This is a genomic window from Streptomyces sp. NPDC057694, assembly GCF_042799415.1.
In the GTDB taxonomy this organism is placed as follows: Bacteria; Actinomycetota; Actinomycetes; order Streptomycetales; family Streptomycetaceae; genus Streptomyces.
In genome coordinates this window covers 1-24,166 of the sequence record NZ_JBHVIX010000050.1, presented here as the reverse complement: position 1 = coordinate 24,166, position 24,166 = coordinate 1, and the positions used below count along the sequence as shown (strand labels likewise).

The 24,166-nt window shown below is 69.6% G+C and carries 24 protein-coding genes and 1 pseudogene; 19 read left to right on the top strand and 6 right to left on the bottom strand.

From position 1 onward, the window contains the following. Nucleotides 1–175 precede the first annotated feature (175 nt). From ACFVDP_RS43560 to ACFVDP_RS43525, 8 genes are all read left to right on the top strand, one after another. Nucleotides 176–496 (top strand): GNAT family N-acetyltransferase, encoded by a 321-nt coding sequence (locus tag ACFVDP_RS43560; protein WP_383503333.1) that lies wholly within the window; start codon nt 176–178, stop codon nt 494–496. Further along, entirely contained in the window at nt 496–939 is a 444-nt protein-coding gene (locus tag ACFVDP_RS43555; RefSeq protein WP_383503331.1) for a (4Fe-4S)-binding protein, read from the top strand. Before ACFVDP_RS43560 ends, ACFVDP_RS43555 begins: the two co-directional genes overlap by 1 nt. Before the next feature lie 58 nt (nt 940–997). Further along, nucleotides 998–2,674, top strand: coding sequence for an FAD-dependent oxidoreductase (locus tag ACFVDP_RS43550; RefSeq protein ID WP_383503329.1), 1,677 nt, complete (start codon nt 998–1,000; stop codon nt 2,672–2,674). Continuing rightward, entirely contained in the window at nt 2,671–4,128 is a 1,458-nt protein-coding gene (locus ACFVDP_RS43545; RefSeq protein WP_383503327.1) for an ATP-binding protein, read from the top strand. Before ACFVDP_RS43550 ends, ACFVDP_RS43545 begins: the two co-directional genes overlap by 4 nt. Continuing rightward, complete coding sequence (locus ACFVDP_RS43540) at nt 4,125–4,478, top strand: UBP-type zinc finger domain-containing protein (RefSeq protein WP_383503325.1); 354 nt, start codon at nt 4,125–4,127, stop codon at nt 4,476–4,478. The genes ACFVDP_RS43545 and ACFVDP_RS43540 overlap by 4 nt, the downstream gene beginning before the upstream one ends. A gap of 121 nt (nt 4,479–4,599) precedes the next feature. Then, a complete protein-coding gene (locus ACFVDP_RS43535) occupies nt 4,600–4,797 on the top strand; it encodes a toxin-antitoxin system HicB family antitoxin (protein WP_383503324.1) in 198 nt (65 codons plus the stop codon). Beyond that, entirely contained in the window at nt 4,794–5,102 is a 309-nt protein-coding gene (locus ACFVDP_RS43530) for a hypothetical protein (RefSeq protein ID WP_383503322.1), read from the top strand. Before ACFVDP_RS43535 ends, ACFVDP_RS43530 begins: the two co-directional genes overlap by 4 nt. A gap of 75 nt (nt 5,103–5,177) precedes the next feature. Continuing rightward, the gene (locus ACFVDP_RS43525; protein ID WP_383503320.1) at nt 5,178–5,507 is read left to right on the top strand and encodes a hypothetical protein; all 330 of its coding nucleotides are present in this window, start codon (nt 5,178–5,180) and stop codon (nt 5,505–5,507) included. A 50-nt stretch (nt 5,508–5,557) separates the two neighbouring features. On the opposite strand, the gene ACFVDP_RS43520 is transcribed toward ACFVDP_RS43525, so the two are convergent. Then, on the bottom strand, nt 5,558–6,046 hold the full coding sequence (locus ACFVDP_RS43520; RefSeq protein WP_383503319.1) for a hypothetical protein: 489 nt from the start codon (nt 6,044–6,046) through the stop codon (nt 5,558–5,560). Between the two features lie 160 nt (nt 6,047–6,206). Here ACFVDP_RS43520 and ACFVDP_RS43515 point away from each other — a divergent pair, with 160 nt between their 5' ends. Then, nucleotides 6,207–6,569 carry a response regulator gene (locus ACFVDP_RS43515; RefSeq protein ID WP_383503317.1) on the top strand — a complete coding sequence of 121 codons (363 nt, stop codon included), beginning with the start codon at nt 6,207–6,209 and terminating at the stop codon, nt 6,567–6,569. A gap of 47 nt (nt 6,570–6,616) precedes the next feature. On the opposite strand, the gene ACFVDP_RS43510 is transcribed toward ACFVDP_RS43515, so the two are convergent. Next, entirely contained in the window at nt 6,617–7,276 is a 660-nt protein-coding gene (locus ACFVDP_RS43510) for a response regulator (protein ID WP_383503315.1), read from the bottom strand. Nucleotides 7,277–7,590: 314 nt separating this feature from the next. Between ACFVDP_RS43510 and ACFVDP_RS43505 the strand changes: the two genes are divergently transcribed. From ACFVDP_RS43505 to ACFVDP_RS43480, 6 genes are all read left to right on the top strand, one after another. Continuing rightward, complete coding sequence (locus ACFVDP_RS43505; RefSeq protein WP_383503313.1) at nt 7,591–8,586, top strand: PAS domain-containing protein; 996 nt, start codon at nt 7,591–7,593, stop codon at nt 8,584–8,586. 150 nt (nt 8,587–8,736) lie between these two features. Next, a complete protein-coding gene (locus tag ACFVDP_RS43500) occupies nt 8,737–9,345 on the top strand; it encodes a Dps family protein (RefSeq protein WP_383503311.1) in 609 nt (202 codons plus the stop codon). 93 nt (nt 9,346–9,438) lie between these two features. After that, complete coding sequence (locus ACFVDP_RS43495) at nt 9,439–10,143, top strand: YoaK family protein (protein WP_383503310.1); 705 nt, start codon at nt 9,439–9,441, stop codon at nt 10,141–10,143. Between the two features lie 45 nt (nt 10,144–10,188). Beyond that, complete coding sequence (locus ACFVDP_RS43490) at nt 10,189–12,543, top strand: FdhF/YdeP family oxidoreductase (protein WP_383503308.1); 2,355 nt, start codon at nt 10,189–10,191, stop codon at nt 12,541–12,543. A 181-nt stretch (nt 12,544–12,724) separates the two neighbouring features. Next, nucleotides 12,725–13,780, top strand: coding sequence for a Dyp-type peroxidase (locus ACFVDP_RS43485; protein ID WP_383503306.1), 1,056 nt, complete (start codon nt 12,725–12,727; stop codon nt 13,778–13,780). Then, the gene (locus tag ACFVDP_RS43480) at nt 13,761–14,576 is read left to right on the top strand and encodes a family 1 encapsulin nanocompartment shell protein (protein ID WP_383503304.1); all 816 of its coding nucleotides are present in this window, start codon (nt 13,761–13,763) and stop codon (nt 14,574–14,576) included. The genes ACFVDP_RS43485 and ACFVDP_RS43480 overlap by 20 nt, the downstream gene beginning before the upstream one ends. A gap of 62 nt (nt 14,577–14,638) precedes the next feature. Here the strand turns inward: ACFVDP_RS43480 and ACFVDP_RS43475 are convergent, their stop codons facing one another. The 4 genes from ACFVDP_RS43475 to oxc form a co-directional block, all read right to left on the bottom strand. Continuing rightward, nucleotides 14,639–15,253, bottom strand: a complete 615-nt coding sequence (locus tag ACFVDP_RS43475) for an HdeD family acid-resistance protein (protein ID WP_383503302.1) — start codon at nt 15,251–15,253, stop codon at nt 14,639–14,641. A 69-nt stretch (nt 15,254–15,322) separates the two neighbouring features. Continuing rightward, complete coding sequence (locus tag ACFVDP_RS43470; RefSeq protein WP_383503300.1) at nt 15,323–16,102, bottom strand: hypothetical protein; 780 nt, start codon at nt 16,100–16,102, stop codon at nt 15,323–15,325. 263 nt (nt 16,103–16,365) lie between these two features. Beyond that, nucleotides 16,366–17,622: a formyl-CoA transferase gene (frc, locus tag ACFVDP_RS43465; protein WP_383503298.1), complete on the bottom strand. Its 1,257-nt coding sequence runs from the start codon at nt 17,620–17,622 to the stop codon at nt 16,366–16,368. 34 nt (nt 17,623–17,656) lie between these two features. Beyond that, the gene (gene oxc, locus ACFVDP_RS43460; RefSeq protein ID WP_383503296.1) at nt 17,657–19,393 is read right to left on the bottom strand and encodes an oxalyl-CoA decarboxylase; all 1,737 of its coding nucleotides are present in this window, start codon (nt 19,391–19,393) and stop codon (nt 17,657–17,659) included. Between the two features lie 154 nt (nt 19,394–19,547). Between oxc and ACFVDP_RS43455 the strand changes: the two genes are divergently transcribed. The 4 genes and pseudogenes from ACFVDP_RS43455 to ACFVDP_RS43440 all read left to right on the top strand — a co-directional run. Next, nucleotides 19,548–21,185 (top strand): FadD7 family fatty acid--CoA ligase, encoded by a 1,638-nt coding sequence (locus ACFVDP_RS43455; protein ID WP_383503294.1) that lies wholly within the window; start codon nt 19,548–19,550, stop codon nt 21,183–21,185. Nucleotides 21,186–21,274: 89 nt separating this feature from the next. Next, a complete protein-coding gene (locus ACFVDP_RS43450; RefSeq protein WP_383503292.1) occupies nt 21,275–22,906 on the top strand; it encodes an ABC transporter substrate-binding protein in 1,632 nt (543 codons plus the stop codon). Between the two features lie 6 nt (nt 22,907–22,912). Further along, the gene (locus ACFVDP_RS43445) at nt 22,913–23,836 is read left to right on the top strand and encodes an ABC transporter permease (RefSeq protein ID WP_383503290.1); all 924 of its coding nucleotides are present in this window, start codon (nt 22,913–22,915) and stop codon (nt 23,834–23,836) included. Next, nucleotides 23,829–24,166: pseudogene (locus ACFVDP_RS43440) on the top strand (ABC transporter permease); the annotation flags it as partial. The gene ACFVDP_RS43445 and the pseudogene ACFVDP_RS43440, both read left to right, overlap by 8 nt.

Genomic DNA, 24,166 nt, shown 5'->3' with positions numbered 1-24,166 from the left:
ACAACACCGAAGCCGCCAAGCACGCCGTCCTCCTCGCCGTCGCCAGCCTCAAGGACGCCCTCACCACCAACTAACCACCCCGCGGCCCCACACCCCGACCGCGGCGGCGGTCGGGGGGCCGTGCAGCCCGTGCGGTACGAGGCTGCGTACCCGACGACCAACCATGAGGACCGGCATGACGGAATCACAGTCTCCTACTGCACGCATCAGCGACAACACGGAGGCGAACAGGTACGAGGCTTTCGTCGACGGCGAATTGGCCGGTTTCGCTCAGTACATTCGGACCAAGGACCTCATCGCCTTCGTGCACACGGAGGTGAACGAGGGGTACGAAGGGCAGGGCATCGGCGGATCGTTGGTCCGTTTCTCCCTGGACGCGGCACGTACCGCCGGGGTCGCCGTGCTGGCGGTCTGCCCCTTCTACTCGGGGTGGATCGCCCGGCACCCCGACTACCAGGATCTTCTGTACACGAGCAAGAGCAAAGTGAACGACTGATGTCCGCGCCGTCTCTCGAACCCGGAGATCGCACCTGGCGGCCCGGAGCCAAACGCTATGAGGCCACCGGCATCGCCGTCAGCTACGAGTCGCGGCTCTGCCTTCATCAGCAGGAGTGCGTCAAAGGCCTTCCGACGGTGTTCGACATCGAACGCAGGCCGTGGATCGACCCGGCTGCCGAGCCGCCCGAGGACATAGCCGAAGTGGTGCGGCGCTGCCCCAGCGGAGCCCTGCAATATCATCTGGCCGGTGAGCGCGACGAGGAACCCCCTCGTCCCACGCGCATAGAACGGCACGCGGACGGAACCCTCCATGCGCGCGGTGAGCTGCGGATAGAGACGGCGACGGGCAGCCGTCACGAGGCACGGGCGATGCTGTGCGGATGCGGCCTGTCCGGCAATCAGCCTTTCTGCGATCACAGCGGACGCTGTGCGGAGCGATGATCCGCACCGATACCGAAGTTCCCTGAACGCTCTATCTTCCTGACGGAATGGGGGGAAAATGACACAGGCCGCCGAGACACCGCGGACTGTCATCATGACCGTCGACGACGACCCGGGTGTGTCTCGGGCCGTCGCCCGGGACCTGCGGCGGCGCTACGGCGACTCCTACCGCATCGTGCGCGCGGAGTCCGGCGAGTCCGCACTGCAGGCGCTGCGCGAGTTGAAGCTGCGCGGCGACCAGGTAGCCGTGATCATGGCCGACCATCGCATGCCGCAGATGAACGGCGTCGAGTTCCTCGAGCAGGCCATGGACATCTACCCGAGTGCGCGGCGCGTGCTGCTGACCGCATACGCGGACACCGACGCGGCCATCGACGCGATCAACGTGGTCGACCTCGACCACTACCTGCTCAAGCCCTGGGACCCGCCGGAGGAGAAGCTCTACCCGGTCCTGGACGACCTGCTCGAAGCCTGGCGCACCTTCGACCACCGACAGGCCCCCAGCATCAAGGTCATCGGTCATCGCTGGTCGGCCCGATCCTCGGAAGTCCGGGAGTTCCTCGCCCGCAACCAGGTGCCCTACCGGTGGTACTCGGCCGACGAGCCCGAAGGGCAGCGACTGCTGTCGGCAGCGGGCCAGGACGGGCAGCGGATGCCTGTCGTGATCACCGCGGACGGCACGCCGTTGGTGGAGCCGCAGACGGCCGAGCTGGCCGCGCGGGTGGGCCTGGCGACGACCCCGGCCACCGACTTCTACGACCTGATCGTCGTCGGCGGCGGCCCGGCCGGCCTGGGCGCGGCCGTCTACGGCGCGTCGGAAGGGCTGCGCACCGTGCTGGTGGAGCGCTCGGCGACCGGCGGGCAGGCCGGGCAGAGCTCGCGGATCGAGAACTACCTGGGCTTTCCCGACGGCGTCTCCGGCGGACAGCTCACCGACCGCGCCCGCAGGCAGGCGACGAAGTTCGGTGCCGAGATCCTCACCGCCCGCGAGGTGACGGGCCTTGAGGCCAACGGCGCGGCGCGGATCGTACGGTTCTCCGACGGCTCGCAGATCGCCGCCCACAGCGTGATTCTCGCGACGGGCGTGTCCTACCGCCAGCTCCCCGCCGAGGGAGCCGCCGAACTGACCGGCGCCGGCGTGTTCTACGGCTCGGCGCTGACCGAGGCGGTCTCCTGCGAGGGCCACGACGTGTACATCGTGGGTGGAGCCAACTCCGCGGGCCAGGCGGCCATGTACCTGGCACGCAACGCCAAGTCGGTGACGTTGCTGGTGCGCGGGCCGTCCCTGACGGCATCGATGTCGCACTATCTGATCCAGCAGATCGAGCAGACCCCCAACATCCGTGTGCGCAGCGGCACCGTCGTCGAGGCCGCGCACGGCTCGGGTCACCTGGAACGACTCACCCTCCAGGACACGCGCACCGGCCACAGCGAACTGGTCGACGCGCAGTGGCTGTTCGTCTTCATCGGAGCCGCCCCGCGCACCGACTGGCTGAACGACACCGTCCTGCGGGACAGCCGCGGCTTCATCCTGACCGGACCCGACCTCACCCCCGACGGCCGGCCACCGGCCGACTGGGAGCTGGACCGACCGCCGTACCACCTGGAGACCAGCATCCCGGGCGTCTTCGTCGCAGGTGACGCCCGCGCGGAATCCGCCAAGCGCGTCGCCTCCGCCGTCGGCGAGGGAGCCATGAGCGTCATGCTCGTGCACCGTTACCTGGAGCAGTCATGAGCAGGCAGCCCCTGCCGTGCAGCATCCAGGAGATCGGACAGCTGTTCCTGTTCGAGAAACTGACACCCGAGCAACTGGGACGGCTCTGCGCCGAGGGCCGGGTGGAGCTGTTCGAGCCCGGCCTCGTCTACAGCGAGGGCCGGCCCGCGACGTGCTTCTACGTGCTCCTCGAAGGCACGGTCGTCCTCTCCCATCAGGTCGGCGAGGACGACGTAGAGGTCAACCGGACCAGTCAGCCCGGCGTGTACGCGGGCGCCATGCAGGCCTACCTCGGCGACCGGACGCCGCAGCTCTACAGCAATACGTTGCGTATCACCGAGCCCACGCGGTTCTTCGTCCTGTCGGCGGACACGTTCGCCGACGTCATGCACGAATGGTTCCCGATGGCCGTCCACCTGCTGGAGGGCCTGTTCTTCGGAGTGAAGAACGTGCACCAGGTCATCGGGCAGCGAGAACGGCTCCTGGCGCTCGGCTCGTTGTCGGCCGGCCTCACCCACGAACTGAACAACCCGGCTGCCGCGGCCGCACGGGCGGCCGCCCTGCTGCGCGAACGGCTGGCTGCGATGCGCCACGACCTTGCCGCGATCGCCGGTGACCCCGGCACCCGGGACGCGCTCGCCGAGCTGATGGAGTTCCAGAAGCAGGCGACCGAGCGGGTGACCAAGGCGCCCGCGCTCAGCCCGCTCCAGGCCGCCGACGAAGAGGACATCCTCTCCGAGTGGCTGGAGGACCACGGCAGCGAGCAGAGCTGGCAGCTGGCCCCCACGTTCGTGCAGGCCGGCCTGACCAGCGAGTCGCTGGACCGTGTCGCGACGATGGTGGACGACGAGGCCCTGCCGACCGCCCTCGGCTGGCTCAATTCCGCGGTCGAGACCGAACTGCTCATCGAGGAGATCACGGAGTCCACCGCGCGCATCTCGCACCTGGTCGACGCCGCCAAGCAGTACGCACAGCTGGACCGGGCCCCCTTCCGGATGGCCGACGTCCACGAACTGCTCGACAGCACTCTCATGATGCTGGCGGGCAAGATCGGCCCGCACATCACCGTCGTCAAGCTGTACGACGAGACACTGCCGAAGGTCCCGGCCTACCCGGCCGAACTCAATCAGGTGTGGACCAATCTGCTGGACAATGCGATCGCCGCCATCGACAGCGCCGGCGGGGCCGGGACCCTCACCGTGCGGACCGCACGCGCCAACGATCAGCTGCTGGTGGAGATCCAGGACACCGGCAAGGGAGTCGACGCCGAGATCCGGGACCGGATCTTCGATCCGTTCTTCACCACCAAACCAGTGGGTGAAGGCACCGGACTGGGCCTGGACATCTCCTGGCGCATCGTCACCAACAAGCACCACGGCAGCCTTCGGGTCGAGTCCGTTCCCGGGGACACCCGCTTCCAGGTACTACTTCCGCTCACCGTTTCCCAGCCCGACCCGATGAGGGAGCCAGCATGACCGGCAACACCGCGTTCGACCCCACCGTCCCGCCGAGCGGCACCGGCTGTGTCGAGTGCGAGGCGACGCAAGGCTGGTGGTTCCACCTGAGGCGCTGCGCGCTCTGTGGGCACGTCGGATGCTGCGACAGCTCGCAGGGGCAGCACGCGACCGCCCACTACAAGGCCACAGGACACCCGGTCGTCCAGAGCTTTGAGCCCGGCGAGGACTGGCTGTGGGACTACGCGGCAGACGACGTGCGCGAGTCGGGCCCCCGCCTCGCCGAGCCCACCAGCCACCCCGTGAGCCAGCCCGTCCCGGGACCGGCGGGCCGGGTTCCCGCGGACTGGGTGAGCCTGCTCCACCGCTAGAAGCCGCGTAGAAGCTGCCCTGCGGCGGGTGCGCCGGTCGAGGGCCCGGAGCAGGTCTGGTGTGCAGCACATTCTCCGAACCCACGAGACGACATCAAGAAGTGGTGTCTATTGTGGTGTCATGACGATAACTGCGATGACTCTCCGGGTCCCCGACGAGCTGGCGCCGACGATCAAGGCAGCGGCGAAGAGCGCCGGCCTGAGCACCAATGCCTACATCGTCCGCGCCGCCAGCCGCGCCGCCACGCTCGACGCCGCCCGCCATCTCGCCGACCTCGGCCTGGGCAAGGACCTGGCGGGCGAGGGCGACACCCTGTGACGAGAGAGATCAAACGAGGGGAGATCTGGACCCTGCCCGACGGGCGCGAGGTCCTGATGGTCTCCCTGACCGGGCTCGACGAGGCCTACGGGACCGTGCTCGCGATCGTGCTGCACCCCGCCGGGCGCTACCCCGACACCGCCATGTCGGTCGTCATCACGGACCCCCTTCCCTGCACGGCGGTCGCCGTCAACCTGCAGCAGCTGCGCACCGCCCGTTTCGCCGACGCGACCTTGCGCGGCACCGTCGAGCCCGCCGTCATGGCCCGCGTCGACCAGGCACTGCGCGCCGTACTCGACCTGTAACCACGCCGGTACGGCAGACACCGGCCGGCGCAGGAGAGCAAGTACCCGGCAGGAACCAGGAATTCGGTAGGTTCGGTGCTCGCGGTATCAAGAGCCAAGAGGCCGCCGCCCGGTCGGACGGTCACCGACCGCACCCCTGAAGCGCTGGGCCGAGGGCAGGACGACGCCCTCCAAGAAGAGCCTGGCTCAGTTGGAGGCCGCGCCTACCTGCGGGTACGCCGCCAGAACGTCGCAGGTCATCTGCGGCAGCGCCTCAACCGCGACGGCCGCGGCACCCGCGTAGAATTCCATCCGCTCAACCAGTCCCAGGTGATCCGCCCGCACGTACGCGAGGTCTCCTTCCGCACCCTCAACGTGCGCAACCGGGACCGGATGGTCGACGCATGGGCCGTCGCCGACGAGTAGGCCATGGACACTGCCTGGTTCGACGGCATCACCGCCGACCCCGGCTCCGACTACGGCGCCCACGAGTACGTCATGAACATCGGCTTCGCCGCCTGACCGGCCGGTGCGCCCGCTCGGCACACGTCGGTCAAGGGCGGCGCACCGCTCAGCACGCTGCGGTCGCCGTCGTCCTGGATCTGCCATGCGGAGCACACGGCGCGAGGGCCTTCTCCACCGCGCAGGACCAGATAGCGCAGATCCTGACGGGTGATCACGGTCAGGCGCAGACCCGTCACCGGCTCGGCGAACAGCCGGGCGAAGTAGTCGCTCGCGTACCGGGGACCCACGGACTCCGCCCGGAACAGGGACTGAAAGGCGGCGGTGTTCTGTCGGCGTACGGCCTCCTGTGCGTCGTCGCGCAGCCGCGCCGGGCCGGCGGCCCCGCGAGAGGCGGGGGCGGACGCACGCTCTTCCTGCAGCGACAAGCAGATGACGGCCAGCCACAGGGCGACGGCGGCGACCGTCACCCAGCCCCAGCGGATCCGCGCCGTCCGTATCACGCTGCTGGACAGGCAGGGGCCGCCTCGTGCGCGCCGAACGGGGGAGCCGGGGGACGGGACTCGGTCATGAGGTGTCCTTCAGAGCCGTGGGGAATCGGGAGGGGAACCGTGGGGCTGCCCCTATGGCCCATCGCCGGCAGCGACGGGCATGCTGGCGAACATGTCGGTCAGCATCGTGGTCGTCGACGACGACCCAGGATTCCGTCGCATCGCCAAGACGCTGTTGACGGCACGCGGGCTGCGTGTCGTCGCGGAGTCCGAGGACGGCGCCTCCGCCCTGGCCGCGGTGCGTGAACATCGCCCCGACGGTCTGTTGCTGGATCTGTATCTCCCCGACGGCGACGGGGTGACCGTGGCACGAAAGCTGCGCGAAGAGGAAAAGCCTCCGCGTATCGTTCTCACGTCGACCGAGCAGTCCTTCTGGTCGGTCGACGAACTGAAAGGCGCGGGCATCGAGTCCTTCATCGCCAAGGATCGTCTTTTCGACGCGGATCTTCTGGGAATCTTCGACGCCCCCTCCTGAGCGCTGCCCGGCCGCCGACAGCCTCCGGTCCGCGGACCGTTCCAGATTCACTGCTTCAGATACCGCAGGACGGCCAGCACCCTGCGATGCTGGCCCGAGCCGGCCTCGTTGAGGCCGAGCTTCGTGAAGATCCCGGTCACGTGCCGTTCCACCGCGGGGACACTGACGAACAACTGGGCGGCGACTCCGGGGTTCGAGTGGCCCTCGGCCATCAGGGCCAGTACGTCCCTCTCCCGCGGCGTCAGCACCGCCAGCGGGTCCTTGGCGCGTTTGCGCCCGAGCAGAGTGGAGATCACGTCGGGGTCCAGGGCGGAACCGCCCGCCACCACACGCTCGATCGCGTGGGTCAGGACCTGGGGGCTCGCCACCTTCTCCTTGAGGAGGTAACCCACACCGCTCGGATCGTCCCCGACCAGGTCCAGGGCGTAAGAGGCGTCGAGGAACTGGGACAGGACCACGACCGCGGTCCCCGGCTGTGCGGCACGGATCTCCTGCGCCGCGAGCAGCCCGTCCGCCTCCAGGTTGGGCGGCATCTGGATGTCGGTAATCACGACGTCGGGGTTCTGCTCTTTGGCGGCCCTGACCAGATCGACCGCATTGTCCACTGCGGCGACCACCCTGATGTCAGCCCGGCCCAGGATGCTCGCGATGCCCTCGCGAACAATGATCTGGTCTTCCCCGAGTACGGCCCGCAGAGGTTCACTCATATGCGCATCATAGCCTCGTTGGTGAGAGTCAAAGGTTCTCAGTCTTTCTGGCATAGGCAGGTGTATGACATCAGGTATGGGTGTCATGTACTGCCATGAACTGTCCGGCCCTCTCTCGCCGTCTCGGCCAGGTTTGATGCCGGCGAACGTCAAATGACGGATGCCCCGTGCCGGCAGCCTTGCGAGTCTTGGCACCAGCCCGGGAGCAGCCGGAGACGGCCCATCAGGCGGGCGCGGACAACGACGGGATCCGACGCGCGGGTGGTGCCCTGCCGCCGACGCGGAGTCCCGATCCCCAGGGGAGGGGTACCACGATGACGTCGATCGCCGATGATCTGGGAAGCATCCTTGACGTCATGGACCAGCCGGTTCTGGCGCTGGATGCCGGGCACCAGGTGGTCTACGCGAATCCGGCGGCAGCCGGGATCATGGGTTACGACAGCCCGTCCGACCTGGTGGGCGCGGCCGCCCGGCCCGACCCGAACTCCGTGGTCCTGGAGCCGGGACGGTCCCTCTTCGGGCCGGAGCGGCCCCTGCCGGAACGGGGCCGCGGAACGATCGCCCGAGCCGACGGCTCGCGCATCGCGATCGAATGGCTGCTGCTGCCGCTCCCTCGCACGGGAGGGACGACCGCCGTGTACGTCCTGCGCAGGGCGGCCGGGAGCGAGGGCCACGCGTCGCAGGGGGCCGTCGAACAACCGGGCCCCCTCGCCATGGGGTACGCCGACCGGCAGCGGCGTACCGCCGAGATCCTGCAGCACGGGGTCCAAGAGCGTCTGGCCGGGGTGCTGATCGCTCTGGGCCTGGTCGAGGAGGGTTTCGACGCGGGTGGGGGAAACGGGACGGCGGGGCTGCTGTCCGAGGCGATCCGCGACGCCCAGGAGGCCCTTGCCCTCGTTCGGCAGGCCACGGCCGCCATCCATCCGGGGGTCCTCAGGGTCCGGGGGCTGAGGACGGCCGTCTCCGTACTCGCCGCGCGCTGCGCGCTGCCGGTGACCGTCACCGGCAGCCTTGCGGGCCGCCTGCCGGACGCGGTCGAGCTGCACCTCTACTTCCTCGTCGAGGCGGCCCTGGAAAGGGCGGCCCGCTATTCCGACGCCACCTCGGTACGGATACGCCTGGACGCCGACGCCGACATCGTGGTCAGCGTCGTGGACGACGGAAGGCGGCACGGACGGGACGAGGGACAACTCGCCGCCGTCGCCTGCCGGGTGGCGTGGCTGGGAGGTTCCCTGGAGGTCGGGAGCACGGCGGGTCCGGGCGGCACGGTCCGGGCGGTGATCCCGCTGCGGGGCTCCTCCGAGCACTGAGCCGGCGTACTTCGCACGATCGTGTGATGTGCGCCCGGTGCCGGCTTGTGAAGCTGAAGCGCACACCCCCTGACAGGCGAGCTCCGCTCAACGGCCAGTACGCCGAGAGCCGGGCGCATCAGGCCGACCCTCTGACGAAGGAACAGCCCCATGACCACCCCTGCCTCCGGACGGACCCCGACCACAGCCCGCAGCAGTCAGCCGCTGCTGCACCAGAGAGGGCCGCTCATCCAGGATTTCGGCACGGTGAAGCAGTTTCCGCTCGGACTGACGGCGGACGCCCGCCGCTACTCCTGCCAGCGGCTCACCCGCGTACTGGCCGACACGCAGATGCTGTACCACCTGTACAAGAAGTACCACTGGCTGATGCGCGGGGCGACGTTCTACCAGCTGCATCTGATCCTGGACAAACACGCCGGAGAACAGCTGGAACTGGTGGACGCCCTGGCCGAACGCGTACAGACGCTCGGCGGGGTGGCGGTGGGAGATCCGCGGCACGCCGCCGAGCTGACCAGCGTCCCCCGGCCGCCGGACGGGGTGGAGGAGGTACCGGCCATGCTGTCCCGACTCCTCGAGGCCCACGAGATCATCCTCACCGAGGCCCACGACGCCGCCGCGCGCACCGTGGAGAACGGCGACGACGGCACCAAAGACCTGCTCGTCTCGCAGGTGATCCGCGTGGGCGAGCTGCAGTGCTGGTTCCTCGCCGAACACCTGGTCGACACGCCGCTGGTCAGGGCCGACGACGTCCACCACTGACACACCCACCGTCCGCCCCACGGTGGCGCGGACCCGGCCACGGAACGGGTCCGCAAGGCCACGTGAGCCGCCTTGAGAACACGGGAGCCGACGATGCCCGAAACGGTGCACGCCTCTGCCCCGCACCCCTGGCCGGGGCATGCCACGCAGACGCGCCGACTGCTGATCCTCGCCGCAGGAGCGGCCAACGCCTTCGGCTTCCTCGCCCTAAACGTCTTCACCAGCGTCGTCACCGCCAACTCCGCACTTCTGGGAGTGCACTTGGGAAGCGCGCACCCGGCCGCCGCCCGAACGGTCGCCGTGGCGCTGCTCGGCTACCTCGTGGGGGCGTCCGCCGGCGCGCTGGTGTCAGCGGGCCGCGGCCGGATCCCGCCCGGAGGAATCCGGGCCGGACTGCTGCTGGAGGCTGCCCTGCTGTGGGTGGTCGCGGCCGGCTGGCTGGGGACAGGCGGCGACCCTTCCCCCAGGGGCCAATGCCCGCTGCTGTTCCTCACGGCCGCCACCATGGGCTGCCAGAACGCCGCCGTCCGGGTCACCGCCGGTGGTGACGTCACCACCGCCTACCTCACCGGCCTCGTCACCTCCACAGTCTCCGGATGGGTCACCACCGGGCGGCTCCAGACACGCAACGTGGTCACCGTCCTGCTGCTGCTCGGCGGCGCCACCGCCGGGGGAGCGGTCTACCGCTGGCTGCGCCCGGGGGCGCCGCTGCTGCCCGCCCTGCTGGTCACCGCCGCGCTCGCCGCCACCTGGGCGCCCGCCGCGCGACCGAGCCCGCCGGCCTCGACGACCTCCTGACACCACCACCCGGTCCACGATCCGACAACGCCCCAGGAGAACGAGATGACGGCCTCCGACGCCCACCGCGCACCGACGCCCGAGAACGGTGGTACCGGTCGATCGACCACCGGCGGAGACGGTCCCGCCGACGACAGAAAACCCTCGCACCGGCCCTACCACCACCCCGCGGCAGGCTGGGGGGCCGCCAAGAGCGTCTCCAAGGTGCTGATACGCGAACGCGCGCTGTTCGAGGGCACCCGGGCGATCCTCAAGATGAACCACGAGAACGGCGGCTTCGACTGCCCCGGCTGTGCGTGGCCCGACGACACCAAGGGCCTGAAGCTGGACATCTGTGAGAACGGCATCAAGCACGTTACCTGGGAGATGACCGGCAAGCGGGTCGGGGCCGCGTTCTTCGCCGAGCACACCGTCTCCGAACTGCGGACGTGGTCGGACTTCGCCCTGGAGGACCAGGGACGGCTGACCCAGCCCCTCGTCTACGACCCGGCCGGCGACCGGTACGTCCCGGTCACCTGGCGGGACGCCTTCGACCTCGTCGGCTGCGAACTGCGCGCGCTCGACCACCCCGACGAGGCCGCCTTCTACACCTCGGGACGGCTGAGCAACGAGGCGACCTTCCTGTACCAGCTCATGGCTCGCGAGTACGGTACGAACAACCTGCCCGACTGCTCCAACATGTGCCACGAGGCGTCCGGCCGCGCCCTCCAGGCGGCCCTGGGCACCGGTAAGGGCACCGCCGACCTCAAGGACTGGGAGACCGCCGACGCCCTGTTCGTCATGGGGGTCAACGCCGCGTCCAACGCGCCGCGCATGCTGACCGCGCTGGCCGACGCCTACCGGCGCGGCGCGCAGATCGTGCATGTCAACCCGCTCGTCGAGGCCGCCGCGACCAGCACCATCGTGCCGCACGAGTTCACCGACATGGCCCTGTTCAAGGCGACCCGGACCAGCACCCTCAACCTCCAGGTGCGCGCCGGAGGGGACATGGCCCTGCTGCGGGGCATCGCGAAGGCGGTCCTGGAGCAGAGCCGTACCGACCCCAAGGCTCTCGACCGGGAGTTCATCGAACGCCACACCCACGGCTTCGCAACGTACCGGGACCTCTGCGAGGCGACCTCGTGGCAGGAACTGGAACAGCAGTCGGGGTTGTCGCGCGCCGACATCCTCAAGGCGGCCGCGGTCTACTCCCGTGCCGACCGGACCCTGATCAGCTGGTGCCTGGGACTCACCCAGCACGAGCACGGCGTGGACACCGTCCGGGAGATCGTCAACGTCCTGCTGCTGCGCGGCAACCTCGGACGCGAGGGCGCCGGACCGTCCCCCGTACGCGGACACAGCAACGTCCAGGGCAACCGCACCTGCGGCATCGACCACCGGCCCCGGCCGGAGTTCCTCGACCGGCTCGCGGACGTCTGCCGCATCGACCCGCCACGTGAGCACGGCATGGACACCGTGGACGTCATCGAGGCCATGAACGAGGGCCGGGTCAAGGTGTTCGTCGGCATGGGCGGCAACTTCGTACTGGCCGCACCGGACACCGAACACACCGCACGGGGACTGCGGCGCTGCACGCTCACCGTGCACGTCAGCACCAAACTCAACCGCAGCCATCTGGTGCACGGCGAGAAGGCACTGATCCTGCCCTGCCTGGGCCGCACCGAGAAGGACCACCAACGGCACGGACCACAGTCCGTCTCCGTCGAGGACTCCATGAGCATGGTGCACCTCTCGTCCGGCATGAAGAAGCCGGCCTCCCCGCACCTGCTGTCCGAGCCCGCGATCATCGCCGGAATGGCCCGTGCCGCGCTGCCCGCCAGCACCACCCCGTGGGAGTCGTACATCGAGGACTACGACCGTATCCGCGACACCATGGCCCAAGTCCTGGACGGATTCGAGGACTTCAACCGCCGGGTGCGTCTGCCGCGGGGCTTCCGCATCAAGCAGCCCGCCCGTGAGCTGGTGTTCCTCACCCCCTCCGGCCGCGCGGAGTTCTCCAGCGCGCCGCTGCCCGAGGCCCCGGCCGACGGCGACGTGCTGATCCTGCAGACCATGCGCAGCCACGACCAGTGGAACACCACCATCTACTCCGACAACGACCGCTACCGCGGCATCAGCAACCTGCGCACCCTGGTCCTGATGAACGGCGACGACATGCGCGCCCGCGGTGTCGCCCCCGACAGCCTCGTCGACATCACGGCCACCGCCCGCGACGGCAGCACACGACGGCTGACCCGCTACCGCGCGATCGAGTACAGCATGCCCCGGGGCTGCGCCGCCGGATACATGCCGGAGATGAACGTGCTGATCGCCGCGAGCGACTACAGCACGCAGAGCAAACAGCCCCTGATGAAGAACATCAAGGTACGGATCGCACCGAGCCCCGAAGACCCGTCGTGAGCACGGCCGCCGGGCGGCCGCGGACTGACAGACATGAGGCAACATGACTTCGTCATGACTTGCTGATGTGTGTGAGACCTCATGTGACCGACTACCCTCACCCAGGGTGAGGTGCGCCGTGATGACTACCGAACTGTTCTCATGGGCGCGGACCGTCTCACCTCGTGAAAGGGAAGGACACATGTCCGAAGGTCAACTAGAGGCGGTGCTGTCCGGTCCGGCCGGCGCGGCCGTCTTCCTCGTGGTGAGCGTCGACAGCGGCGGCGAGGCCGTCGCCCGCGATCTGCTGTCCGATGTCGGCGCTCTGACCCGGGCGGTGGGTTTCCGGGCCCGGCCCGACGGCCTGCTCAGCTGTGCGACGGGCATCGGCTCAGACCTCTGGGACCGGCTCTTCGCCGGCCCTCGCCCTGCGGGCCTGCATCCCTTCCGGGAACTGACCGGCCCGGTCCACCGGGCCCCGGCGACCCCGGGTGACCTGCTCTTCCACATCAGGGCCGCCCGGGCCGACCTGTGCTTCGCGCTCGCCGCGGAGATCATGAACCGGTTGCGGGGCGCGGTCACGGTGCGGGAGGAGGTGCACGGCTTCAAGTACTTCGACGAGCGCGATCTGCTCGGCTTCGTCGACGGAACCGAGAACCCCACGGGAACGGCCGCGCGGGACGCCGTCCTGGTCGCCGACGAGGATCCGTCCTTCGCCGGTGGCAGCTACGTCATCGTGCAGAAGTACCTGCACGACCTGAGCGCATGGGACGCACTGCCCGTCGAGGAGCAGGAACGGGTCGTCGGGCGGCACAAGCTGACCGATGTGGAACTCGCCGACGACGTCAAGCCCGCCGACGCCCACGTGGCCATGGCCACGGTCACCGACGCGGACGGCACCGAGCGCGAGATCCTCCGCGACAACATGCCCTTCGGCGCCGTCGGCCGGGGCGAGTTCGGGACGTACTTCATCGGCTACGCCCGCACCCCCGACGTGATGGAGACGATGCTGGACCGGATGTTCCTGGGCACCGCCACGGCATCGCACGACCGGATCCTGGAGTTCTCCACCGCGGTGTCGGGCTGCCTGTTCTTCGTGCCCACGGCGGCCTTCCTGGAGGACCTGCCCGATACGCCGCACACCGCCCGCTCTTTCCCGGCCCTCGCGCCGTCCCCCAACCCCGTCCGATCCGCAGGGACCTCCCTGGGAATCGGCAGTATGAAGCGGAGCCTTTCTGATGAACAACCTGCATCGTGACCTCGCACCGGTCTCCGAGGCCGCCTGGGCCGACCTGGAGGAGGAGGCGCGGCGCACGTTCAAGCGGCACGTGGCGGCTCGCCGGATCGTCGACGTTCCTGAGCCGGGCGGGGTGGACCTCGCCGGCATAGGCACCGGCCACCTGGACACCGCGGACGCGCCCGCGGAGGGGGTCCGCGCCCGCATCCGGCGCTTCCAGCCGCTCGTGGAGCTGCGGGTGCCGTTCACCCTGGACCGCGAGCAGATCGACGCCGTCGGCAGGGGGGCCAAGGACGCCGACTGGCAGCCGGTGAAGGACGCGGCGCGGCAGCTGGCCTTCGCCGAGGACCGGGCGGTCTTCGAGGGGTACGCGGCCGCCGGCATCACCGGGCTGCGGGCGGGTTCCACCAACGACCCGCTGACCCTGCCCACCGATGTGCGCGCCTACCCGGACACGGTCAGCCAGGCCGTGACGGCGCTGCGCCTGGCCGGTGTGGACGGCCCCTACACACTCGCGCTCAGCGCCGAGGCGTACACCGCGCTCAGCGAGACCTCCGATCACGGCTATCCCGTGCTGAGGCATCTTGCCGCTCTGCTGGACGGCGACATCGTGTGGGCCCCGTCCATCGACGGGGCGTTCCTGCTGTCCGCGCGTGGGGGCGATTTCGAACTGCGGCTGGGCCAGGATGTGTCGATCGGCTACCTGTCCCACGACGCGACCAGCGTCACCCTGTACTTCGAGGAGACCCTCACCTTCTTCGTCCACACGAGCGAGGCGGTGGTGACACTGGCCCCCGCCGCCGCGTCCGCCGGCTGACCGGACGTCAGGGCCGATCCCGCCGGCGGCCGTCGTCGGCGGGATCGGCCACCCGGAGCGGGTCAGCGGCGCGCGGCGGCTGCCGAGCGGCGCAGCACCATGCCGTGGGCGATCTCCAGAACTCCGGTGACGATCAACCAGATCCCCGCGACCAGCACCAGCGTGGCGAGGGACGAGAAGGGCCAGACGACCACCGTCAGTCCGGCGAGGACGGACACCGCGGCCAGCACGGAACGCGCCGCCGTACCGCGGGCCCCCTCGGTGCCGTTGAAGGTCGCGACGGCGAGGGTTACTCCTCGCAGGATCCAGCCGAACCCGATCCACACCGCGAGCAGCAGGAGCGACCGCGCGAGGCTGTGGAAACACATCAGCCCCAGCAGGGTGCTCAGGGTGCCGCTGACGACGAGCAGGCCGCGCGAGGTGGGATGGGCGTGCGGACCGAAGGCTTCGACGATCTGCGTGATCCCGTAGGAGAGCAGGAAGACGCCGAAGAACACCCCGGCGGCGGCCAGGGTGACGCCCGGCCACAGGAGAGCGACCACGCCGACGACGACGGCCACGGCGCCGCCCGTGATCGCCACCCGCCAGGCGGACGTGCCGAGAAGGCTCGCGGCCCGCGTCCCGGCGGGGGTCTCGGACACGGAGCCCGGACGCGGGCTCCTCGCTGCGAAGGTCATGGCAGTCTCTCTTTTCCTGTTCGTCGTCGTGCCGTGCCGGTCACCGATCGCGTCCTACTGACCCGCGGGTCAGTCCAGGTCGTCCTGGAGCCGCGCCGGGAGAGTACCGCCGTTCATCACCGTCTTCAGCCGCTCGCCGCCCAGCCGCACGGCCTGCCGGGTGGTGACGGTCGAGGCCCCGGTCAGCCCGCCGTTGACGAGCGTGATCGCACTGTCGTCCACGGTCACCAGCGCCACGTTCAGGGACAGCGTGAAGGGGACGCCGTCCGTGCTGCCCTTGACGGTCACCAGCAGCGCCTGCCGGCTGTCTCCCGCCGCGGGCACGTCCAGGCCGCTCACGTCGACGCTCTCCCGTCCGCCGTCCGGGCGCAGTGCCGTGAAGCCGTCGCACGTGACGGGCAGATCGGCCATCCACCGGCGGGCCTCGGTGAGTTCGGCGGAGGGGTAGGCGCCGACCTCGTACCGCAGCCGTCCGCCGTCCTCGCCGTCGAAAACGGCGACCGCGTGGGCGGATCCGGCGGAGGGCGGCAGCAGCCGGCCCTGGGACAGCCGGTCCAACAGCGTCTGACAGGCGGCGGCGTTCGCGCGGTGCGTCAGGAATCGCTTCTTGTCGACGACCGCCCGCACCAGACCGTCGTGGTCCGCGGCCGTGCCGGTCGTGCCGGTCCACTGCGAGCCCAGCCAGGTCTCGCTGAGCAGGGCCTGCCGGGCACCCCGGTCGGTGAGGACGACGGCGGCGGAAGAGGCTGCCGTGCCCGGCTCCGCGGGCCCGGAGGAGCATCCCGCCAGCGCGAGGGCACCCGCGGCGGCGAGGGCGGCGGCGGACACGTGCGGGGTCGGGCGAGGCATGGAACATCTCCGATTCACGGCGGGGGTCCGGGGAGACAGGACACGGCGGACCCGGGGGACGAACTGCTGAAGGGAAGAACCGGTGAACAGGCCGGACGCCGTGCGCGCTCGACCGGCCCGTCGGCAACGCGGCGCGCGCTGCCGCACCGTCGGTGCCGCGGCATCGAGGGCGATCGCCCTGACGTCCCACAGCGAACTGTCGAACGGGCGGCTGTGGCTTTACCGCGGTAAAAAACCGCGCACACCCCCGCCCTGATACCCCGTCAGGCCACCACACCCTTGCCGCGCAGTGCGGCGACGTCGTCCGCGCCATATCCGAGGGACGCGAGCACCTCGTCGGTGTGCTCGCCCAGCAGCGGTGACTCGGTGATGGTCGGCTGGAACCGCGTGAACTTGATGGGGCTGCCGACGGTGAGGTAGGTGCCTCGCGCCTTGTGGTCGACCTCCACCACCGTGCCACTAGTGCGCAGTGCGGGGTCGTAGGCGATCTCCTTCATGCTCAGCACCGGCGCGCAGGGCACTCCGTGGGTACGCAGGACGTCCACGGCCTCGTACTTCGTCTTGTCGGCCAGCCAGCGTTCGATCTCGGCGAAGATGTCGAAGAGGTGCGGCTGGCGGGCCGCGGCCGTGCTGTAGGCGGGGTCGTCGATCCACTCGGGCTTGCCGAGGGCCTGGCAGGTGGGACCCCAGTCCTGTTCCTGGATGGTGAAGTAGATGTAGGCGTTGGGATCCGCCTCCCAGCCCTTGCACTTGAGCACCCAGCCGGGCTGTCCACCGCCGCCGGCGTTGCCGCCGCGCGGGACGACATCGGTGAACGTGCCGTTCGGGTACTGCGGGTACTCCTCCAGGTATCCGACCCGCTCCAGCCGCTGCTGGTCGCGCAGCTTGACCCGGCACAGATTGAGCACGGCGTCCTGCATGGACACCGCCACCCGCTGCCCCAGCCCGGTGCGTTCCCGGTCCAGCAGGGCCGTGAGCAGGCCGATCAGCAGGTGCATTCCGCTGTTGCTGTCGCCGAGCGCCGCGGCGCTCACGGTCGGCGGCCCGTCCCAGAAGCCGGTGGTGGAGGCGGCTCCGCCCGCGCACTGGGCGACGTTCTCGTACACCTTGATGTCCGACCAGGGCGAGTCGTCGTTGAAGCCCTTGACCGAACCGAAGATCAGCCGCGGGTTGATCTCGTGCAGGTGCTCCCAGGACAGGCCCATGCGGTCCAGGGCGCCGGGGGCGAGGTTCTCGACCAGGACGTCGGCGTCCCGGACGAGCTGCTCCATGATCTTCTCGCCCTCGGGCGACTTGGTGTCGATCGCGAGGGAGCGCTTGTTGCTGTTGAGCATGGTGAAGTAGAGGGCGTCGACGTCGGGTATGTCCCGGAGCTGATGCCGGGTGACGTCGCCGCCACCGGTGCGTTCCACCTTCAGTACATCGGCGCCGAACCAGGCCAGCATCTGGGTGCAGGCCGGGCCCGCCTGGACGCCGGTGAAGTCGATGACCTTGATGCCGCTGAGGGGCAGTTCTGCCATGGTGGTGCGTCCCTTCCGGGGAGTGGGCGAGGGGTCAGTGACCGGTGGGAGCCGGCGCGACTTTGGGGTTGAGGGCGGTGAGGTGGCCGCTTTCGGTGCCGGCCGTCGGGTCGATCACGCAGTCGATGAGCGCGGGGCGCCCGGACGCGAGGGCCTCCGAGAGCGCGGAGGCGAGCTCCACGGGGCTCTCGGCGCGGTAGCCGCGTCCGCCGAAGGCCTCGATCAGCCGCTCGTGCCGGGCGCCGGGGGCCAGGGTGGTGGGGGAGGGGTCGGTGGAAACGGTGTTGACCCCGTCGCCCCGGTAGACGCCGCCGTTGTTGAGGACGACGACGACCACCGGCAGGCGGTAGCGGCAGATCGTCTCCAGTTCCATGCCGCTGAAGCCGAACGCGCTGTCGCCCTCCACGGCGACGACCGGCTGCCCGCTCTCGACGGCGGCGGCGATGGCATAGCCCATGCCGACGCCCATGACACCCCAGGTGCCGCTGTCCAGCCGGTGGCGTGGCACCTGCATGTCGATGACGTTGCGGGCGAAGTCCAGCGCGTTGGCACCCTCGTTGACGAGGTAGGCGTGCGGGTGTTCGCGCAGCACGTCCCGTACGGCCCGCAGCGCGCCGTAGAAACGCATGGGGTGCGGGTCGGCCGCGAGCCGCTCCGCCATCTTCGTGGTGTTGTGCCGGATCCGCTCGCCGAGTTCGGCGCGCCATGCCTCGGGCACCACGATCCGGCCGGGTTCCAGACGATCCACCAGCGCGCCGACCACCGAACCGATGTCGCCGACGAGCGGGGCGGCGACGGGCCGGTTGCTGTCGAGTTCGGCGGGCTCGATGTCGGCCTGGACGAACGTGGCGTCCGGGTTCCACTGGCCGGGTTCGCCGTGCCCCAGCAGCCAGTTCAGCCTGGCTCCGACCAGCAGCACCACGTCGGCCCGCTTGAGCGCCAGGGAGCGTGCTGCCGCGACGGACTGCGGGTGGTCGTCGGGGATCAGTCCCTTGGCCATGGACATGGGCAGGAAGGGCAGCCCGGTGGTGTCGACGAACTCCCTGATCACCTCGTCGGCCTGCGCGTAGGCGGCGCCCTTGCCGAGGACGACCAGGGGACGTTCGGCGCCCGCGAGCAGGCCGAGCGCACGGTCGACCGCTTCGGGGGCCGGCAGCTGGCGTGGTGCGGGATCCACCAGCCGCCACAGCGAGGCCGCGCCGCGCGCCGCGTCCAGGGACTCGCCCAGCACGTCGGCCGGGATGTCGAGATAGACGCCGCCGGGCCGGCCGGAGACCGCGGTGCGCAGCGCCCGGGCGACGCCTCTGCCGACGTCCTCGGCCCGGTTGACGCGGTAGGCGGCCTTCACGAACGGCTTGGCGGCGGCCAGTTGGTCCAGCTCCTCGTAGTCGCCCTGCTTGAGGTCGACGATGCGTCGTTCGCTCGATCCGGAGATCTGCACCACCGGGAAGCAGTTCGTGGTGGCCTCGGCCAGGGCCACCAGTCCGTTGAGGAAGCCGGGCGCCGAGACCGTCAGGCTCACTCCGGGCCTTCCGGTGAGGAAGCCCGCCGCGGCCGCCGCCCGGCCCGCGCTGCTCTCGTGCCGGAAGCCGATGAAACGCATGCCGGACGCCTGGGCGATGCGCGCCAGGTCCGTGACGGGGATGCCGACCAGACCGTAGAGGTTTTCGACGCCGTTCATTCTGAGCGCGTCGACCACGAGATGCGCTCCGTCGGTCAGCGGACTGGGGGTGGCCGGGGTGGGCCCAGGGGTGGGGGCAGCGCTACTCATGACAGTCAGTCCCATCTGTCCACAACCAACTCATGTCACTAGTCATGCTTACATGAACCGCCTAAACGCGCTCTCTATGACATCAATGGCGAGTGACACGTAATAGTCATAAGCTGTCAACTCAAGTCATGCATGCCTGATGTCAGGAGAAGAGATGTCCGTGGCCCCCCTGTACTTCGTTCCCAGAGGGGGATACCGTCCGCCGGCGGTCACCGGCCTCCACGACGTGCTGGACGCACAGGTGACCCAGCGCCCCGACGCCACGGCGCTGCTGCTGGGCGCGGACCGGACGGCGGTTTCCTACCGGACGCTGTCGGCGCTGGCCGACGACCTGGCCGCGCGGCTGCTCGGGAAGGGGCTCCGGCCGGGCGGCCCGTTGGGCCTGGTGAGCACCGACGACCTGGAGTTCGTGGTCGCGCTGTTGGGCGCGGCCCGAGCCGGGCTGGTGGTGGCACCGGCTGATCCGGCTCTCGCCGGACCGGAGCTGGCGGAACGCTACACGGAGCTGGGGGCACAGGCCGTACTGACCGGGCCCTCGGTCCCGGCCGCGTCCGGCGCCGAGGGCGACGGCCCGGCACACTGGCCGCTGCGGGTACTGCGCGGTCCGGCCGGAGAATTCTTTCTCACCCTCGACTCGACCGCGCAGGCCGACCCGACGCCGCGGGGCGCCGCCACCGCACTCACCGACGAGGACGCGCTCACGCTGTTCACGGCCGGAACCACCGGGCGCGCCAAGGCGGTCGCGCTGACCCGCGCCAATGTGGCCGCCTCGGTGCGATCCATCGCCTGCTGCTACGAACTGTCCGCCGCCGACGCCACCGTCGCGGCGATGCCCTTCTTCCACGGCCACGGTCTGCTGGCCGGCCTGCTGGCCACCCTCGCGACCGGCGGCTGTCTTCTGCTGCCCGAGCGGGGCCGGTTCACGGCGCACACCTTCTGGCACGACATGCGGACGGTCGCGGCAACCTGGTACACGGCTGTGCCCACCATCCACCAGATCCTCCTTGAGCGGGCCGCGGACGAATACCCGGGTCCAGTGGTCCTCCCGCTGCGCTTCGCCCGCAGTTGCAGCGCTCCGCTCGCGCCGGCCACGGCGCACGCCCTGGAGCGCCTGCTCAACGCTCCGGTGCTGTCCGCCTACGGAATGACCGAGACCACCCACCAGGCGACGAGCGAGGCGCTGTCCGCGCCCCGCGGGCGGCCGGCCGGATCGGTGGGTCGGCCGACGGGCGGCGAGATACGTGTTCTCGATGCCTCGGGGCGGCCCTGCGGGCCGGGAACCCAGGGCGAGATCTGGGTGCACGGGCCGGGCGTCGCGCGGGGCTACCTGAACGATCCCGTGGAGACGGCAGCGGCATTCGTGGACGGCTGGTTCCGGACCGGCGACCTCGGCCGTCTCGACGCGGAGGGCGGGTTGTTCCTCACCGGCCGGATCAAGAACCTCATCAATCGCGGCGGGGAGAAGATCTCACCGGAACACGTCGAGGAGGTGCTCGCGGCCGCACCGGACGTCGTGGAGGCGGCGGTGTTCGCCCTCGCCGACCCGGTCTACGGGGAACGCGTCGGCGCCGCGGTCGTACTCACCGCGGGCAGCGGCGTCACCGCCGACACGGTGCTCGCCCACTGCCGGGGTCGGCTGGCCCCCTACGAGGTGCCGGACCACCTGGAGATCGTGCCGACGCTGCCGCACACCGCGAAAGGGGCGCTCGACCGCGCCGCCGTCGTGGCGCACAGCGGCGTCCGAGCGGCCGATGCCGAGTCATGTTTCGCACATGAGAGTCATATCGCGTGAACGTGTGATGTGAGCTGATGTCATGAAGCGTACTTTTCGATCGTTCTCTTCCTTATGTCATGACACAGCGCCCCCTCAAGGAGACACTCATGCGTCCAGCCATCCATGCCACGTGGCCCGCGTGCGCGGCAGCCCTCGCCCTCGTGCTCACCGCGTGCGGCGGCGGCGACGGCGGCGGGAGCGACAGTGCGGACGGCCAGGTGCTCACCGCGTCCTGGGGCGACCCGCAGAACCCCCTGGAGCCCGCCGACACCAACGAGGTCCAGGGCGGCAAGGTCCTCGACATGATCTTCCGGGGGCTGAAGAAGTACGACCCGAAGACCGGCAAGGCCGAGAACATGATCGCCCAGAGCATCACCACGAAGGACTCGCAGAACTTCACGGTCACCCTGAGGAGCGGCTGGACCTTCTCCAACGGGGAGAAGGTGACCGCCAAGTCCTTCGTCGACGCCTGGAACTACGGCGCGAGCCTGAAGAACAACCAGAAGAACGCCTACTTCTTCGGTTACATCGACGGCTATGACAAGGTCCACCCCAGCAGCGGTGCACAGACCGCGGACACGCTCAGCGGCCTGAAGGTCACCGGCGACAAGACATTCACGGTCGAGCTGAACCAGAAGTTCTCCACCTTCCCCGACATCCTGGGCTACGCGGCCTTCGCACCGCTGCCCCGCGCCTTCTTCACCGACCGTGCCGGGTGGCTGAAGCACCCGGTGGGCAATGGCCCGTACACCATCCAGTCGTACAGCAGGGGCTCTCGGATGGTCCTGAAGAAGTGGGACGGCTATCCCGGGGACGACAAGGCGCAGAACGCCGGGGTGACCCTCAAGGTCTACACGGACAACGACACCGCCTACACGGACCTGATCGCCGGCAACCTCGACCTGGTCGACGACGTACCCGCCGCGCAGTTGAAGAATGTCAAGGGTGACCTTGAGGGCCGCTATCTGAACACCCCGGCCGGCATCATCCAGACCCTCGCCTTCCCGTTCTACGACAAGGACTGGAACACGAGCGGGGCGAAGAAGGTCCGCAAGGGTCTGTCGATGGCCATCGACCGCAAGCAGATCACCGAAACGATCTTCCAGAACACCCGCACTCCGGCCACCGACTGGACCTCGCCGGTCCTCGGCGCGGCGGGTGGCTTCAAGGAAGGGCTGTGCGGGAGCGCGTGCCACTACGACCCCACCGAGGCCAAGAAGCTGATCAAGGAGGGCGGGGGCCTGCCCGGCGGGCAGCTCAAGATCACGTACAACGCCGACACCGGCAGCCACAAGGAGTGGGTCGACGCCGTCTGCAACTCGATCAACAACGTCCTCGGCGACGACAAGGCGTGCGTGGGCAACCCGGTCGGCACCTTCGCCGACTTCCGCAATCAGATCGGCGAGCACAAGATGACGGGGCCCTTCCGCTCGGGCTGGCAGATGGACTACCCCCTCATCCAGGACTTCCTCCAGCCGCTCTACTACACGGGCGCCTCATCCAACGACGGGGCCTGGTCCGACAAGCGCTTCGACGAACTCGTCGACCGGGCGAACGCCGAGAGCGACAAGACCAAAGCCGTCTCGCTCTTCCAGCAGGCCGAGGACGTCGTCCGCGACAACATGGTGTCCATCCCGCTGTGGTACCAGAACGGCAGCGCCGGCTGGTCGCAGCGGCTGTCGCACGTCGAACTGGACCCGTTCAGCGTCCCCGTCTACAACGAGATCAAGGTCGGCTGAGTCGGCGTGGGGCGCTACGTGGTGCGGCGGCTGCTCCAGATGATCCCGGTGTTCGTCGGGGCCACGCTGCTGATCTTCCTCATGGTCAACGTCCTGGGCGACCCGATCGCGGGGCTCTGCGGAGAACGCGCCTGCGACCCGGCGACCGCCGCCCAGCTGAGGAGGGAGTTCGGCCTCGACCAGCCGGTGTGGCAGCAATACCTGACGTACATGGGGAACGTCTTCACCGGTGACTTCGGCACGGCGTTCAACGGCCAGAAGGTCACCGAACTGATGGGGACGGCGTTCCCGCCGACGATCCGGCTGACCGTCGTCGCCGTCGTGTTCGAGGTCGTCATCGGCATCACCCTCGGCGTTCTGACCGGTCTGCGCCGGGGCAGGCCCGTCGACACGCTGGTGCTCCTGGTGACGCTGGTGGTCATCTCGGTCCCCACCTTCGTCACGGGCCTGCTGCTCCAGCTGCTGCTCGGCGTGGACTGGGGCTGGGTCGACCCGTCGGTCTCCCCGGAAGCCGGCTTCGGCGAGCTGATCGTGCCGGGGCTCGTCCTCGCCTCCGTCTCGCTCGCCTACGTCGCCCGGCTGACCCGCGCCTCCATCGCCGAGAACCGGCGGAGCGACTACGTCCGTACGGCCGTCGCCAAGGGCCTGCCCCGGCGCCGGATCATCACCCGGCACCTGCTGCGCAATTCCCTGATCCCGGTCGTCACCTTCATCGGCGCCGACGTCGGCGCGCTGATGGGCGGCGCCATCGTCACCGAGCGCATCTTCAACATCCACGGCGTCGGCTACCAGCTCTACCAGGGCATCCTGCGGCAGAACAGCCAGACGGTGGTGGGTTTCGTGACGGTCCTCGTACTCGTCTTCCTCGTCGTCAATCTCCTCGTCGATCTTCTCTACGCCGTACTCGACCCGAGGATCCGCTATGCCTGAGCAGCCGTACGAACCCGACCGGGCGGTCCCGGTGGCCGGGCCCCGCTCGCTGTGGTCGGACGCCTGGCGCGACCTGCGCCGCAACCCGGTCTTCATCGCCTCCGCCCTGGCGATCCTCTTCCTGGTGTTCATCTCCCTGTGGCCGTCGGCGATCGCCTCCGGCAACCCCCTGCGATGCGACCTGACGAAGGCCCAGCAGGGTTCTTCCGCGGGGCACCCCTTCGGCTTCGACGCGCAGGGCTGCGACGTCTACACCCGCACCGTGTACGGCGCCCGCAACTCCATCACCGTCGGCGTCTGCGCCACGGTCGGCGTCGCGCTCCTCGGCTC

Coding starts and splice junctions, on each gene's coding strand:
- ACFVDP_RS43550 (WP_383503329.1), top strand. CDS start 998: ATGACACAGGCCGCCGAGACACCGCGGACTGTCATCATGACCGTCGAC.
- ACFVDP_RS43470 (WP_383503300.1), bottom strand. CDS start 16,102: ATGCCTCGCCCGACCCCGCACGTGTCCGCCGCCGCCCTCGCCGCCGCG.
- ACFVDP_RS43450 (WP_383503292.1), top strand. CDS start 21,275: ATGCGTCCAGCCATCCATGCCACGTGGCCCGCGTGCGCGGCAGCCCTC.
- ACFVDP_RS43475 (WP_383503302.1), bottom strand. CDS start 15,253: ATGACCTTCGCAGCGAGGAGCCCGCGTCCGGGCTCCGTGTCCGAGACC.
- ACFVDP_RS43490 (WP_383503308.1), top strand. CDS start 10,189: ATGACGGCCTCCGACGCCCACCGCGCACCGACGCCCGAGAACGGTGGT.
- ACFVDP_RS43515 (WP_383503317.1), top strand. CDS start 6,207: ATGTCGGTCAGCATCGTGGTCGTCGACGACGACCCAGGATTCCGTCGC.
- ACFVDP_RS43505 (WP_383503313.1), top strand. CDS start 7,591: ATGACGTCGATCGCCGATGATCTGGGAAGCATCCTTGACGTCATGGAC.
- ACFVDP_RS43495 (WP_383503310.1), top strand. CDS start 9,439: ATGCCCGAAACGGTGCACGCCTCTGCCCCGCACCCCTGGCCGGGGCAT.
- ACFVDP_RS43540 (WP_383503325.1), top strand. CDS start 4,125: ATGACCGGCAACACCGCGTTCGACCCCACCGTCCCGCCGAGCGGCACC.
- ACFVDP_RS43555 (WP_383503331.1), top strand. CDS start 496: ATGTCCGCGCCGTCTCTCGAACCCGGAGATCGCACCTGGCGGCCCGGA.
- ACFVDP_RS43485 (WP_383503306.1), top strand. CDS start 12,725: ATGTCCGAAGGTCAACTAGAGGCGGTGCTGTCCGGTCCGGCCGGCGCG.
- ACFVDP_RS43545 (WP_383503327.1), top strand. CDS start 2,671: ATGAGCAGGCAGCCCCTGCCGTGCAGCATCCAGGAGATCGGACAGCTG.
- ACFVDP_RS43500 (WP_383503311.1), top strand. CDS start 8,737: ATGACCACCCCTGCCTCCGGACGGACCCCGACCACAGCCCGCAGCAGT.
- ACFVDP_RS43535 (WP_383503324.1), top strand. CDS start 4,600: ATGACGATAACTGCGATGACTCTCCGGGTCCCCGACGAGCTGGCGCCG.
- ACFVDP_RS43455 (WP_383503294.1), top strand. CDS start 19,548: ATGTCCGTGGCCCCCCTGTACTTCGTTCCCAGAGGGGGATACCGTCCG.
- ACFVDP_RS43480 (WP_383503304.1), top strand. CDS start 13,761: ATGAACAACCTGCATCGTGACCTCGCACCGGTCTCCGAGGCCGCCTGG.
- ACFVDP_RS43560 (WP_383503333.1), top strand. CDS start 176: ATGACGGAATCACAGTCTCCTACTGCACGCATCAGCGACAACACGGAG.
- ACFVDP_RS43510 (WP_383503315.1), bottom strand. CDS start 7,276: ATGAGTGAACCTCTGCGGGCCGTACTCGGGGAAGACCAGATCATTGTT.
- oxc (WP_383503296.1), bottom strand. CDS start 19,393: ATGAGTAGCGCTGCCCCCACCCCTGGGCCCACCCCGGCCACCCCCAGT.
- frc (WP_383503298.1), bottom strand. CDS start 17,622: ATGGCAGAACTGCCCCTCAGCGGCATCAAGGTCATCGACTTCACCGGC.